Consider the following 14,249-nt stretch of genomic DNA (forward strand, 5'->3'; position numbering starts at 1 on the left):
ACTGCAACCATGAGTCAGCCATTGACAGGCGACGCCAGCGTGCGCCGCGCCGAAAGCGAGTTATACAACGACGATCTCGCGCCAACCGGCGCCGCGCAGCGCACGTGGCGCTGGTATCACTTTGCGGCGCTCTGGGTGGGCATGGTGATGAACATCGCCTCGTACATGCTCGCGGCCGGGCTGACCGAGCAGGGCATGTCGCCGTGGCAGTCGGTGCTCACGGTGCTGCTCGGCAATCTCATCGTGCTCGTGCCGATGCTGCTGATCGGGCACGCCGGCACGAAATACGGCATTCCCTACGCGGTGCTGGTGCGTTCCTCGTTCGGCACGCAGGGCGCGAAACTGCCGGCCATGCTGCGCGCCATCGTGGCGTGCGGCTGGTACGGTATCCAGTCGTGGCTCGGCGGCAGCGCCATCTATACGCTCGCCAATATCCTCACGCACAACGCTCTGGTGGGCGACGCGCTGCCGTTTCTCGGCATCTCGATCGGCCAGGGTGCGTGCTTCCTTGTGTTCTGGGTGCTGCAACTCTACTTCATCCTGCACGGCACCGATTCGATCCGCTGGCTCGAAAGCTGGTCCGCGCCCATCAAGGTCGTGATGTGCGCAGTGCTCGTGTGGTGGGCCTGTTCGAAGGCGGGCGGCGTGGGGTCGATGCTCTCGCAGCCTTCCCAGTTCGCCGCTGGCGGCAAGAAGGCAGGTCTCTTCTGGGCGACGTTCTGGCCGAGTCTCACGGCCATGGTGGGCTTTTGGGCCACGCTCGCGCTCAATATTCCCGACTTCACGCGCTTCGCGAAAACGCAGAAGGACCAGTTCGTTGGGCAGGCCATCGGCCTGCCCATTCCAATGGCGCTGCTTTCGGTGGTCTCGGTCGTCGTGACCTCTGCCACGGTGGTGATCTACGGCAAGGCGATCTGGGACCCCATCGATCTCACCAGCCGCATGGAAGGCGTGGGCGTGGGCATCGCGCTCGTCATCCTCACGCTAGACACGATGTGCTGCAATCTTGCCGCCAATCTCGTCGGCCCGGCTTACGATTTTTCGAGCCTCTGGCCCAAGGCGATCTCGTACAAGGCGGGGGGACTCATCACCGCGGGTATCGCCATCGTGATGATGCCATGGAAGATTCTCGCCACCACGCAGGGCTACATTTTCACCTGGCTCGTCGGCTATTCCGCGCTGCTCGGACCCGTGGCGGGCATTCTCATCGTCGATTACTTCCTCGTTCGCGGCACGCGCCTCGATACGGCCCAGCTATTCGAGGAGAACGGCGAATATGCCTATTCGAACGGCTGGAACCCGGCGGCCGTCATTGCGCTGCTCCTGGGCGTGCTGCCCAATTTGCCGGGCTTTCTCAACACCGCGTTCCCGAATGTGTTTCCCTCCGTTCCCGACGCGTTCAAAAGCATTTACACCTACGCGTGGTTCGTGGGGCTCGCGATTGCGGCGCTCGTCTACGGCGTGATGATGAAGCTCGGCAAGAGCCGGCGCCCGAGTGTGGCAAGTGCGTGAGGGATTGCAGCGCGAATTCGCTTAACTGAAGGAGACTTGGCATCATGGCGATCCTGATTCGAGGCGGCACCGTCGTCAATGCGGACAAGAGCTGGCGTGCGGACGTGCTTTGCGAAAGCGGCGTGATCCAGGCCGTGGGCGAAAATCTCGACGCGCCCGCTGGCGCGACGGTGATCGACGCGGGCGGCCAGTATGTGATGCCGGGCGGCATCGACCCGCATACGCACATGGAACTGCCGTTCATGGGCACGACGGCGAGCGACGACTTCTACACGGGCACGGCGGCGGGCCTGGCGGGAGGCACGACGTCGATCATTGATTTCGTGATTCCGAGCCCGAAGCAGCCGCTCATGGATGCGTTTCGCGAGTGGCGCGGCTGGGCTGAAAAAGCCGCCGCCGACTATGGCTTTCACGTCGCGGTCACGTGGTGGGACGACAGCGTGTATCGCGACATGGGCCACCTCGTGAACGAACATGGCGTGTCGAGCTTCAAGCACTTCATGGCGTACAAGAACGCCATCATGGCCGACGACGAGATTCTCGTGAACAGCTTCGCGCGTTCGCTCGAACTGGGCGCGCTGCCCACCGTGCATGCCGAAAACGGCGAACTTGTCTTCCAGTTGCAGCGGCAGCTGCTTGCGCGCGGCTTCACGGGGCCCGAGGCGCATCCGCTTTCGAGGCCGCCCGAAGTCGAAGGCGAGGCGGCGAATCGCGCAATTCGCATTGCGCAGGTGCTGGGCGTGCCGGTGTACATCGTGCATGTCTCGGCGAAAGACGCGCTCGAAGCCATCGCCCGCGCGCGCAGCGAAGGGCAACGCGTGTTCGGCGAGGTGCTCGCCGGGCATCTGGTGATCGACGAGTCCGTCTATCGAGACCCGGACTGGACGCGCGCTGCCGCCCATGTCATGAGCCCGCCGTTCCGTACGAAAGAGCATCGCGACGCGCTCTGGCGCGGGCTGCAGGGCGGGCTGCTGCACACCACGGCGACCGACCATTGCGTGTTCTGCGCTTCGCAGAAGGCAATGGGCCGCAACGATTTCACGAGGATTCCGAACGGGTGCGGCGGCGTGGAAGATCGCATGGCGGTGCTGTGGGATCAGGGCGTAAACACAGGCCGCCTTACGCCGAACGAATTCGTGCGAGTGACCTCCACTAACGCCGCGCAGATCTTCAATCTGTATCCGCGCAAGGGCACGGTGGCGGCCGGCGCCGACGCCGACCTCGTCGTGTGGGATCCGCAGGCCACGCGTACGATCTCGGTGAAGACGCATCACCAGAACGTCGACTTCAACGTCTTCGAAGGCATGACAGTACGCGGCGTGCCCACTCATACGGTCTCGCAAGGCGAACTCGTGTGGGCGAACGGCGATCTGCGGGCGCGGCGCGGTGCCGGGCGGTACCTGAAGCGGCCGTCGAACCCCGGCTATCTGGAGGCATCGCGGCTTGCGAAGCGCTTTAGGGAGACGCAACCGATGCATCGGGAGGGGGATGCGTCCAATCAGGCGAAAGGGCCCGGTTAGTCTGATTGACGGCGGCGTGTCGCTTCACGGAACGAGACATCTCACGTAGTTGATCGGGGCGTGATCCGCGAGGTCGCGCACCATGACGTTACCGATGCGCCACGCGTAGTTGAGCAGATAGTCGTCACGCGCGGCGGCGCGGTCCGCCTGCACGAAGGCATCGTCGGCGTGCGGTGCCAACGCGCCTTCGCGCGTGATGTAGTTCGACACTCCTGCGTGGACGTATCCGCCAATGGGCGGTGGCAAATCGGTGACGAGATCGCAGCAGTCGACATAGCGGGTGATGCCGACCCCGTCGAGCGTCGCGACAAACGTCGCGTCGCCTACGCGAGGCGAACCGAACGTCACGAGGGCGTTTGGCGTGCATAGGCTGGCAAAGAGCGTCGCGATGGCTGCACCGAGGCTATGGCCTGTCAAGATGAGTTGGGTTCCCGGCGCAATTGTCTCTTTGAGCCAGTTGTCGGCCGCTTCGCGCAAGCCGCGGGCGGCATGTGCAAATCCGGCGTGGACTTTCCCTGCGCTTTCCGTCCAGTCTGTCAGACTGCCCTGGAGGTCGATTGCGATATCGGTAAGCGACTGCGGTTCCGTTCCCCGGAACGCGAGCACGACAAGCTTGTCGGATTGCCTCGCGGCGCCGAAGCCATGCGTGTCGTCGGCGGCATTGTTGAAGGGAACGGCGCCTTCAAAATCCACCAGCGCGAGCGCTTGTTCGAGCCGCTGGAGTTCGGCCCCGCCTTTCTCGTAGCGTATGTAGGCAAGCCGGGCGAACTCCGCGCATAGTCCGCCGATGTCGTATTTGCCACCGGCAGTGAACACCGTCGGCCTGAGTTCCGGCGAGTTGAGCGCGTCGCGCGATGGGTCGTAGGGGATAGCGCACATGTGCATCTCCGTCTTCACGGCCGCAGCAGGTTGCACATCTGCGAATATCCTAACTCGCGATGCGATTCCCACTGGACGTCATCGAAAAACTGGTTGGCGGTAGTCTCGTTGGGAAACGAGGGGTTCTGCTTCCGATACTCGCGCACGTCGGCCGGGGCGGCGGAGGTGACGCGAGGCTTGATGACCAGTATCTGCCCATTAGTCCCGTTGGCAAACGTAACCGCGAACTGGAGCGCGAGGAACTTTCGCTTCCTCCTGAATTCTCCGATCGACAAGGCGATGTGAGCCGGATTCAGGCGGAACCAGGAAGGGAGCGGGAGCCGTGTGCGCGGCTCGCGTATTTCGGCGCCGAAATCGACGCGCGCGCGACGAATCAAGTTTGCAATATCGCCGAACTGATATTCCGGATCACAGCCATTGTCGATCAGCACGATGAATTTCAGCTTGCGCCGCAGTAATTCGTAGGCACCCGTGTTTTCGAAATGACCGCCATCGGTGAGATACCAGCGGCGCCCACGCGGCCCGTCGAATTCACCCATCAATTCGTCCATGAGGCAGAACTGCGTGCCGAAGAGTTTCTCGGAGAGAAAACGGTGAGGGAGGTTCGCGTCGGGTATCGGCACACGCTTGCGCTCGAAGTTCACCGCACCCAACTGGAATGGCTTCGAAAACGTATCCCACCAATAGCCGAGACGGATATTCGCCACGCCAAGCAGCAGTGAGTAACCAACGTGCGTATTCTGGCCGAGCCCAGTGCTCACAGCGGCACCGGAAATGGCGACCCAGTCGCCCAGCGTCATCGATTCGAGCCAGATGTCACGCGTGCGCGATTCCCCACGGACGTAACACGCCGGCGTCGAAATATCGTTCGCGCTTTCCCATTCGCACTCGAGCACGCCGAGCCTGGCGCCCACGGTCATGCCGCCAGGCCCGATGCTAAAGGCGAGCCCACGGGCGCCACGCTGTACCAGCGACGAGTCCCAGTCGATCGTCTTGTTGATCGTCGCGTTGATGAGATGAACCGGCGCATGACTACGGGAGTGGAAATATTCCCCCATCGTGATGCTGTCGCCAGCCACGAGATTGGTCACGTCACGCATGGCGGGCATGTTCAGCCGCGTGGCATTGGTCGCGCCCAGAAACGCGCGGGTCAAGCGCGTGCTGTAAAGCCGCTGATAGGTCGAGAGATTCAGGAACTGGATGCACAGGCCATCCACCATCGCCAGTGCGAGAAAGGCAACGCACAGGATTGCCATGCGCGATGCGTAGTCCTGGTCGTTGCCGTAATGCCGCCATATGACCATCGAGATCGAGAGGGCCACGGTGGACCAGAACGCCAGCGTGGCGAGCGCCGCGAAGGCCGCGGCGACCGATGCGAGAACGAGGCGCGGAATTTTGCTGAGACCGCCAACGATGTTGTCGCCTTTCGCTAACAGGAAACGGGCGACACTCCATAGCACAGCGCCGATGCCGGCCAGCACACCCAGTGGGCCGGAGTTCGGCGCGCTCAGGAAGTTCATGGATAGGTGGCGAGTGGCTTCGTACGTGAGTCCGCCGAGTGCGTCGACGAGCGCGAGTAGCAGCATCCAGAGCACAATCTGAATCGGTCCGGCGCCGACATGATGTCCACAGAGACGAAGCGGTGTTGTGAACGCGTTCGTGAGCGCATTGCGCAAGCGGTCGACGAAGGCCCGGCTATCCGAGCGCGGCGACGAGGAGGGAACCGAGCCGCGGTACCACGATTTGCCTGAGCCGCTGCCTCGCTTGCCGACATATAGCCACGCGATGACCAGAAACAGGGTGCCGAGCACACCCGTGCTGATGACGAAGAGCGCGGCGAGAAGCTTGGCGGACGGATGCGTCAGCTGGCCGAGCAGCAGTGCCGTTACTGGCTTTGACGATCCGTGATTGAATACGACGATTGTGCTGACGGCCAGTGAAGTGACTATGAATAGCGATATGAAAGGCAGCCACTTTCCTACGAAGCCCGTTTTCTGTGCGAGGTTCTGGGTCAGCCAGTAGGCGCGGCTGAGCGGAGAAAAAACAAATGCAGCGATGAGGACGGCGATGGCCCCGGGCAACAGCGAGCGGGCCCACCAGATGTCGGGTACGGCCGATTGCAGTGGAGCCCACCAGGGGTCGCCCACGATCAGAGGGGAACACCAGACGTCCGGCACGGACGAGAGCAACGGAGACCAGCACACCTCAGGCGAGACCAGGTGCAGCTGCTTGAGATCCGCTACGGCCATCGATGGATGCGTCAACCACGACGCAGGGTGCGGCGAAAGTACGTAGAACCACCAGACGTCCGATGCCGGCGAGGGCGGGCCGAGGAGCTGCGCGGCCAAATCGTGCACGGCGAAGTCCAGCAGGCCAAACGCAAGAAGAATCGTCAGAAGCGACACGCCGATCACATACTGTACGGCGAACCAGTTTCTCATCGAGAACACGAGGTATTGAAGGTAGTCCTTCAAGCCGTTCGGCACGAGATAGTTGCAGTTGTCGCGCAAATAGGCGATGGGTGTGACTGCGTCCGCTTCGTCGGGCGCCGCGTCCGGGCATAGCTTGCCCGACGCCCTCTGGGCCTGAGCGATGAAAGCTGATTGCTCAAGTCGCAAGTTCCCTGCGCGTAGTTCGTCAGGAACGAAAAGACTGCCATAGAATGCGCCGATGTAGCTGCCGCCCGAAACCGTGGAAAGATAGTCGAAGCGCTTCAGCGTCTTCGTGTCGGCCAGTGCCTGAAGGATGCCTAACGAAAATACGGCGCTCCGTATGCCGCCGCCCGAGATGGCCAGGCCGCAGGCATCGGTGGCGCTGGGCAATTCGGGAAGATCGACCGCAATCCGATGTCGCTCGACCTGCTCCAGTTCCCGACGCGAGAAGTCCGGAGGCAGTTGCCACGACGGCGCAGGTGGAGGCGTCGAAGCCGCGGCGGGCTTGCGCACGGGTCGCAGCAGGGTCCTGACAATGCACGAAAGGAGACCCGGCATCATTCACTCCTGTTCTCTGGACGATGAACGGCGCAGCACTTAGGTCAGAATGTCGGGGCAGCCGGCACAGTATGAGGAAATTAAAGTCCGGATGGTTGTCGGCGTATGTGATCTGGCGAACACAAGCGGCGCAAACACACTGGACATGATCGCAATCGTTCGTAACGCTCACGGCGTCCGTTTGCTTACAATGTGACGCTACGCGTACTCGCTGGGAGGTAGAGTACCGAGTCAATCGCTAATCCAAAGCGATGATTCTGTATCGCTTGTTGTTGATCGTTTTATAAATGATGGAAAACGGAAACGCTTTGAGCAAGACTTTTATCAGAAACTCGTTGTTGCAATAAATCTCCTCCGGCCCAACGGTTTCGATGGTTTGCAGGAGCGAGTGGTGATCGCCCGTGAATTCAAGACGGCTGTCCACCCTCCATTCCTGTTTCAGGTTCAAAGGGTAGGCGGAGTCGTCAATGGCCAATGTCTTTTTGTAGCGTTGATCTTCCAGCAGTGCCGCTTCCGCCTTCACGAAATCGTCGAAGCACTGGCGACTGGTGACGTACCGCTCCCACGGCAATATTGCGTGCACCGAAGAGCAGTCTTTGTAGTGGTCCGCTTCCGTTCTACTATCGGCGTGGTGCACCAGCGTCAGCACTCTGATCAAAGACTCGTCTTTAACAAAAGAAAGCAAATACTCGTAGCAGTTGGCCAGCGTATATCCAACACCGGCAACATCGTCCACGAGAAGGATTGTCTTGCCTTGCTCGATGCAGGAATCGACGAGAGCAAACACTTTCTGGTTGTTGATTTCGGCCCTTGCTTCCCGACGATCGTAGTGTACAAAGTCGACCGGAAGGCCCAGCATCTGCGAAAGCATCAGGGCAGGTATGGCGCCCCCGCGCAAGATGCCGAGTATCAAACCTGTGTTTTCCCGAACCAGCTGCTCTCTTTTAGACAGGCAAAAGGTTTCTATGTCGTCGTAGCCATAGAAGTAGACGGGAAGCCGGGAAAATTCTGTGTTCACCTGGTTTTGCTCCGAATATCCGCCCAACCGTGGCGCGGTCGCTCCTGCCCGGCCATGAGCACGGGCGCGCTCAGTTTACCGGCCTACTGCTTCAGTGTCTCACGCCACGCCACAGGCGTTACTGCGTGTGCGTCCCGCTGACCCGTTTGAGCGTTGGATCGAGCAACGCATCCTTGACGTCGAGCGAAGACACTTTCCCGAGATTCGCGTAGTTTTCTGTGAGCCACACCTGCGCCACCTCGCGTCCGCGGTCGAACAGCGTTTTGAGCAGCGACCAGGACGTGCTGCTCTTGGAGACGAAACCGAACTGCGCGAGAAAGTCGTCGTCGCGAATCAGGTGAAACCGGACGGTCTTGAAGCGGCTTTTGCTCGCGGCCTCTTCCCCAACCGAGTCGAGCACGCGGTTGACCGCCTCGATCGCGTTGATCTCCAGCACCACGGAAGCGTTGAAACCGATTTCGTTGAGCCGGTTCAGAATGCCACGCGCATTTCTCGGCGGCATGTCGTGGCGCACGAACGGATTCACGAGGATCAGGATCAGGTCCTGGGCATGGGCGATCAGCGGCGCCAAGGGCGGATTGCCCAGATAGCCGCCGTCCCAGTACGGTTCGCCGTGGACGTTCACGGTGCGGAATTCGCCTGGCAGGCATGCGGACGCGCGCAGCACATCGACAGAAATTTCGGGCTGCGTAAAGATGATGCGCTCGTCGGTTCGTACGTTGGTCGCGCATACGAATAGCCGCGGGCCGCCGCGTTTCGCATTGAGCGTGGAGAGATCAGATTCCGGGAGCGCGGAGCGGACCACCGGCCCGAGCGGATCGCGATAAAAGGGATTGTTGTAAGGCGAAGCGACGAGTCCCACGATCTCCGAAAATATGGCGCCAGGACTCCAGTCGATATTCCAGCCGCCGAACGGCCCAGGCTCGGAAAAGCCGAAGAGCGCATTGCCGGCCTGCTCCCCGGCGTGCGACACCGCTTCCCAGAAGGTGCGCAGCCGCTCGCGCGCTTTTGCTGCGCCGCCGCTGGCCAGGCCCGCCGCGCATAGCGCCGCGTTGATTCCGCCCGCGCTGGCCCCGCTGATCGCCTCGACACTGAACGGCGTGCCCTGCGATGTCGATTCCAGCAATCGATCGAGCACGCCCCACGTGAAAGCGCCGTGCGAGCCGCCGCCTTGCAGGGCAAGTGCGACTTTGGGGTCGGACTGTTGCACGCCGCCCGTGGATGCTTCTATCGCCATGGCTCCCCTCTCGTCGTCATCGCGCTGCACGCAATCGTACGCGCGCGAGGGAACGCGTGGGCGGCGAATGCCGCCTCAGGAACCGGTAAGGACGGGGGCGCGGCCTTCAGCGCGTTCGCGCACAAGCGTGTGGCGAAATGGGGACGGCGCAGCGCTGTGGCCGGCAGACCGATGTATGCCAGCCTGATCTGGATCGCGTTCGCACGGTGACCGCTGCCGACGCGTATGCGGTCTCCCGGGTTGACGCGCGTCCCCGGCATCAACAGACTCCAGTCATCGATCCACACGGGAGCGAACTTGACCAACCGGGATCTTGTTGAAAGCGAGCCGAAGGGCGTGCATGTCGTCGCCGCGCAGGCGAGCCCGTGCGACGAGCTCCTTATCCGCGCGCAGCCCTCCGTAGTCGACCGTCCGTGCCAGCGCAAGCGTCTTGCGCTCGCTGCGACGATCCTGGGTTCGAGCATGGCGTTCATAGACGGCTCGGTCGTCAACGTTGCACTGCCGTCCATTCAGAGCGAACTCGGTGCGAGCGTCGCTGCGATGCAATGGGTCGTCAACGCGTATTTGCTTTTTCTCGGTTCCCTCGTGCTGGTCGGCGGGTCGATGGGGGACAAGCTTGGCCGCCGCACGGTGTTCATCGCGGGCATTGCGCTGTTTACGCTGGCGTCGGCGGCTTGCGGCCTCGCGCCGAATGCCGCTGCGCTGATTGCCGCCCGCGCGGCTCAAGGCATTGGCGCGGCGCTGCTCGTACCCAGCAGTCTCGCGATCATCGGCGCGGTGTTCGACGACGAAGCACGTGGGCGGGCGATCGGCACCTGGGCAGGCGTCGGCGCGATCACGTCGGCGGTGGGGCCCGTGGCGGGCGGCTGGCTCGTCGATGCATTTTCGTGGCGCGCGATCTTCTTCCTGAACGTCCCGCTCGCCGCGCTTACGATCGCGCTCGCTGTTGCATCGGTACCCAACAGTCACCGGCCCGATGCGCCCGGGCAGCTCGACTGGCCCGGCGCGCTGGCCGCGGCAGCAGGACTTGCGAGTCTGACTTTCGGCCTGACCCAGGCGTCGGCGCGAGGCTTCGGGCATCCGTTCGTACTGGTCGCAATAGGCGTGGGCGTGCTTGTGCTCGCTGCATTCGCGATGATCGAAGCGCGCAGCGCCAACCCCATGATGCCGCTCGATGTGTTCCGTTCGCGCGACTTCACGGCCGCGAACCTCGTCACTCTGCTGCTTTACTTCGGGCTCGGCGGCGCGTTCTTCTTCCTGCCGTTCACGCTGATCCGCGCGCAGGGTTTCACCGCGACCGAAGCGGGTGCGGCGCTGTTGCCGGTGCCCGTCATCATCGGTTTGCTGTCGCGCTTCACCGGTGGACTGACGAGCCGCTTTGGCTCACGCGCGCTGTTGACCGTTGGCCCGGGCGTCGCCGGGCTCGGGTTTGCACTATTGGCGCTGCCGCTCGTGCGAGGAAGCTACTGGACCGGATTCTTCCCCGCGCTCGCGGTGCTCGGGCTCGGCATGACGATCACCGTCGCGCCGCTCACCACGACCGTGATGGGCGCGGTATCGGGCGAGCGCACCGGTATCGCGTCCGGCATCAACAACGCCGTGGCGCGCGTGGCGAGCCTGCTGGCGGTGGCGGTGCTCGGCATCGTGTTCGTGTGGTCGCATCACGCGGCGCTGGCGGCGCGCCTCGACGCGTTGCACGTGCCGGTGGGCGCTCGCCAGACGGGGCAACTGCTGGAGCCGGACGGGCAAGGCGGGCCCGCGTCGGGCGGCGCCGGCCCGCCGCAAGCAACGCCGGTGGCGCGTGCGCAAGCGGACGCCATGATCGACGCGCTGCGTGCCGTCGCCGTTGTGTCTGCCGCGTGCGCGTTCGCTGGAGCGGGTATTGCGGCGGCAGCCATACAGCCCCGGAGATGAACGGCAAACGCCCGATGCCAGGGAAAACCCTCAAACACGGGCCGGCGCCGGGTCGGCCCGACCGCTGCGCCTACGCGACCTTGCGAGTCAGATCCACCTGTCCCGAAGCGCCGGCGCTCAGTTCGGCGCGATCCGACTCGGGCACTTCGCCCGCGCGCCGATGGATGTCGTGCGTGACGAAGCCTTGCTCGCGGCTCGGTATCGAGAACCAGTCCGGATGCGCAAACGACTGGCGAATGTCTTCGACGCCGCTCGACCAGTGTTCTTTCATGGTGTCGGCACTGAATTCGTAGTCCTTGTAATGCCCTTCGTAAGGCTTGTTCTTGTAGATCAGATGGACCACATTGATCGACGAACCATCGGCCACTTTCTCGGCGAGCTGGAACAGGGGATCGTTGCGGCGCGCTTCGGCAGGCACGTGCTCGAGGAGTTCCTTGATAAAGCGCGCATGCTTTTGCCGATCGGCAAGCATGTTGGTGATGGCGCGCGTGCGGCTCGAATACTGAATGTCCTTGGCTCGTTCGGCCACGTCGAGGAAATCGGCGGGTACGTTGCCGCTCGCACTCCATAGATCGACCTGGAATACGAGCGTGTCCTTGTGGTCCGCGTCGCGCAGCACCTCCGTGAGCGGTGTGTTCGACACGAGGCCGCCGTCCCAGTAATACTCACCCTCGATTTCCACGGCCGGAAAGCCCGGCGGCAGCGCGCCCGATGCCATGAAGTGCTCGGGCTCGAGCCGCATCTTCGCGTTGTCGAAATAGACGAGATTGCCGCTGCGCACGTTCACCGCGCCCACCGACACCCGGATCGGGCCATCGTTGATACGGTCGAAATCGGCGAAACGTTGCAGCGTCGATTTCAGTGCGGCGGTGTCATAGTAGCTCACCGCATTCGGTGTCGCCTTTTGCCAGCCGGCGACCGGCAGCGGGCGGCGCGGTGCGAAAAAGCCCGGCTGGCCTTCGGTCAGCGCGCGGCCCGCGGCCCACATGCTGGCCCAACGGCGCGCCAATTCCTGATGGCTGAACAGCGGCATGGCGAGCGCGCCGAGGTTCCCGAACCAGTCGAGCGGATGGCAGATCGACTCCCAGAAGCCGCGCAGCGCTTCGACGCGCCGCGCGGGCTCGTTGCCCGCGATAATCGCTGTGTTGAGCGCGCCGATCGATACGCCCGCAATGCGATGCGGTTCGACGCCGGCCTGTGCGAGCCCTTCGAACACGCCGGCCTGATAGGACCCGAGCGCGCCGCCGCCCTGCAAAACAAGGGCGATTTCGTCGTAGCGCGGCAGCTCAAACGGCTTGCGCTCCGTGCGGGCGGTGAGATTGCTGCTGCGCATACGTTCTCCCTTGCTTCGTTAGTGCATCGACCAGCCGTGCGTGACGAGCACCGACTGGCCCGTCAACGCCTGCGACCCGAAACCCGCGAGGAACGCGACGGTGTTGGCCACGTCGTCGAGCGAGGTGAACTCGCCGTCCACGGTGTCCTTGAGCATCACGTTCCTGACGACGTCGGCTTCCGAAATGCCGAGTGCCGCCGCCTGCTCGGGAATCTGCTTGTCGACGAGCGGCGTACGCACGAATCCCGGGCACACGACGTTGGCGCGCACGCCGCGCGGACCGCCTTCCTTCGCCACGACACGGGCCAGGCCGAGCAAACCGTGCTTCGCCGTGACATAAGCCGCCTTGAGCTTCGACGCCTCGTGCGAGTGCACCGATCCCATGTAGACGATCGAGCCGCCCTTGCCGCTGCCGTACATATGCTTGAGCGCGGCCTTGGTGGTGAGAAATGCGCCGTCGAGATGAATCGCGAGCATCTTCTTCCAGTCGGCGAACGGGAACTCGTCCACCGGGCTGATGATCTGGATGCCCGCGTTCGACACGAGCACGTCGATCCCGCCGAAGGCTCTCGCGGCTTCGTCGATCCCCGCATTCACGGCTTCCTCGTTGGTGACATCCATTGCCACGGCAAAGGCCCGTCCGCCCGCCGCCACGATGCTGTCCGCCACCTTTCCGGCGTTCGCGAGATTGAGGTCGGCGATCACGACCGCCGCCCCCTGGCTCGCGAACGTGCGCGCGCAATGTTCGCCAATGCCGCTCGCGGCGCCTGTGACGACTGCGACCTTATCTTTCAAAGACATGTGTATCCCTTACTAAAAGAAAATTTTAAACAGCTCATGCGAGCGCGGCTTCGGGTTCGCCCAGGGCGGCGTCGCGGCTCGCGCTCTGGTCCGATGCGGCGGCAAGATAGTCGAAGGCGATCTCGCCGATGTCGAGCGTGAGGTCCGCAATGACGTGACGTGCCCCCACCACGCGCCGCACCGGCAAATCGGCGACGGGCGCGAGCGCGTGCGGATGCAGCTCGATCGCGGCCGGGCCGCTCCATGCGCCGCGCACCGTGACGTCGCGCAGATAGAAGCGCACGAGTTCGCAGATGCGCGCCGTGCCGTCCACATGCGGAATGATCTTGAGAAGGTAGTTGGGCGTGTCGGCGAGCTTGCGGCGCTCGTCTTCGCTGTTGAGCACGTGATGCTTGTAGCCCATTGTGCCGGTCGCGATGCGCTGCGTGCCGTAATCGAGAGTGCCGAGCAGCGTGTCGTTGCCATCGACGGCGAGCACGGGGCGGGCAAGCTTCTTCGGGAAGCCCCAGATTTCGCGGCCGCCGGCAATCGGGCCTTCGTCGTCGAGATACATCGAATGCGTGTAATTCGCGAGGCGGTCTTGCGGATCGCGTACGGAAATCACCTGTCCGCTTTCGGTGTAGTCGCCAAAACCCGACGAGTCGGGCATGCGGATGAATTCGTAATGAACGAGATTGTTTTCCGGCTTTAGCGGCTCGGGCACGATGGCGCGCAGTGCATCGGGATCGGTCTCGTACGTGATGATGAAATATTCGCGATTGACGAAGCGAAAAGGCGGCCGCGGATATGCGGGGTTGTGCATGGGCATCGCGAATGCATCGCGGCGGATTCTTGCCAGATCCATACTATTCTCCAGGCCAGGTTGCGTAAAAGCGTCGCGACAGATGTTAGAGGCAAAACATGACACGATCGCATTGATGACGATGAAACACCGTTTCAATTTCGTTAAATAAAAAGGAAATTGAAAGTTTTTTGGCCATCCCGGCGTCGTTTTCGTGTGTATGGCGCAAGGTCACGCATGGAAATTTTTTCAGCCTGATCATGA

General features: G+C 62.7%; 10 protein-coding genes. 3 read left to right on the forward strand and 7 right to left on the reverse strand.

Annotated features, from left to right (window positions below):
- The first annotated feature begins 9 nt into the window (after positions 1 to 9).
- Together BHE01S_RS26960 and hydA are read left to right on the forward strand one after the other, a co-directional pair.
- Positions 10 to 1,512, forward strand: coding sequence for an NCS1 family nucleobase:cation symporter-1 (locus tag BHE01S_RS26960; protein WP_042269251.1), 1,503 nt, complete (start codon positions 10 to 12; stop codon positions 1,510 to 1,512).
- 44 nt (positions 1,513 to 1,556) lie between these two features.
- Positions 1,557 to 3,032 (forward strand): dihydropyrimidinase, encoded by a 1,476-nt coding sequence (gene hydA / locus BHE01S_RS26965; RefSeq protein WP_042269253.1) that lies wholly within the window; start codon positions 1,557 to 1,559, stop codon positions 3,030 to 3,032.
- A gap of 24 nt (positions 3,033 to 3,056) precedes the next feature.
- Here hydA and BHE01S_RS36150 read toward each other — a convergent pair whose 3' ends face one another.
- From BHE01S_RS36150 to BHE01S_RS26985, 4 genes are all read right to left on the reverse strand, one after another.
- Complete coding sequence (locus BHE01S_RS36150; protein WP_052406140.1) at positions 3,057 to 3,929, reverse strand: lipase family protein; 873 nt, start codon at positions 3,927 to 3,929, stop codon at positions 3,057 to 3,059.
- Positions 3,926 to 6,904 carry a patatin-like phospholipase family protein gene (locus BHE01S_RS26975; RefSeq protein WP_084069280.1) on the reverse strand — a complete coding sequence of 993 codons (2,979 nt, stop codon included), beginning with the start codon at positions 6,902 to 6,904 and terminating at the stop codon, positions 3,926 to 3,928. The genes BHE01S_RS36150 and BHE01S_RS26975 overlap by 4 nt, the downstream gene beginning before the upstream one ends.
- A 235-nt stretch (positions 6,905 to 7,139) precedes the next feature.
- Positions 7,140 to 7,919, reverse strand: coding sequence for a phosphoribosyltransferase (locus tag BHE01S_RS26980; RefSeq protein ID WP_042269261.1), 780 nt, complete (start codon positions 7,917 to 7,919; stop codon positions 7,140 to 7,142).
- A gap of 118 nt (positions 7,920 to 8,037) precedes the next feature.
- Positions 8,038 to 9,156, reverse strand: a complete 1,119-nt coding sequence (locus BHE01S_RS26985) for a patatin-like phospholipase family protein (protein WP_042269263.1) — start codon at positions 9,154 to 9,156, stop codon at positions 8,038 to 8,040.
- Between the two features lie 297 nt (positions 9,157 to 9,453).
- On the opposite strand from BHE01S_RS26985, the gene BHE01S_RS26990 reads away from it, so the two are divergent.
- A complete protein-coding gene (locus tag BHE01S_RS26990; protein ID WP_042269265.1) occupies positions 9,454 to 11,070 on the forward strand; it encodes an MFS transporter in 1,617 nt (538 codons plus the stop codon).
- A gap of 70 nt (positions 11,071 to 11,140) precedes the next feature.
- Here BHE01S_RS26990 and BHE01S_RS26995 read toward each other — a convergent pair whose 3' ends face one another.
- From BHE01S_RS26995 to BHE01S_RS27005, 3 genes are read right to left on the reverse strand one after another with little or no spacing between them, the layout of a single operon-like run.
- Positions 11,141 to 12,403, reverse strand: coding sequence for a DUF3734 domain-containing protein (locus BHE01S_RS26995; RefSeq protein WP_042269267.1), 1,263 nt, complete (start codon positions 12,401 to 12,403; stop codon positions 11,141 to 11,143).
- An 18-nt stretch (positions 12,404 to 12,421) separates the two neighbouring features.
- Positions 12,422 to 13,204, reverse strand: a complete 783-nt coding sequence (locus BHE01S_RS27000) for a 3-hydroxybutyrate dehydrogenase (protein ID WP_042269269.1) — start codon at positions 13,202 to 13,204, stop codon at positions 12,422 to 12,424.
- 34 nt (positions 13,205 to 13,238) lie between these two features.
- Positions 13,239 to 14,048: an acetoacetate decarboxylase gene (locus BHE01S_RS27005; RefSeq protein ID WP_042269271.1), complete on the reverse strand. Its 810-nt coding sequence runs from the start codon at positions 14,046 to 14,048 to the stop codon at positions 13,239 to 13,241.
- Positions 14,049 to 14,249 lie beyond the last annotated feature (201 nt).

It is taken from the genome of Paraburkholderia heleia NBRC 101817, from assembly GCF_000739775.1.
In the GTDB taxonomy this organism is placed as follows: domain Bacteria; phylum Pseudomonadota; class Gammaproteobacteria; order Burkholderiales; family Burkholderiaceae; genus Paraburkholderia; species Paraburkholderia heleia.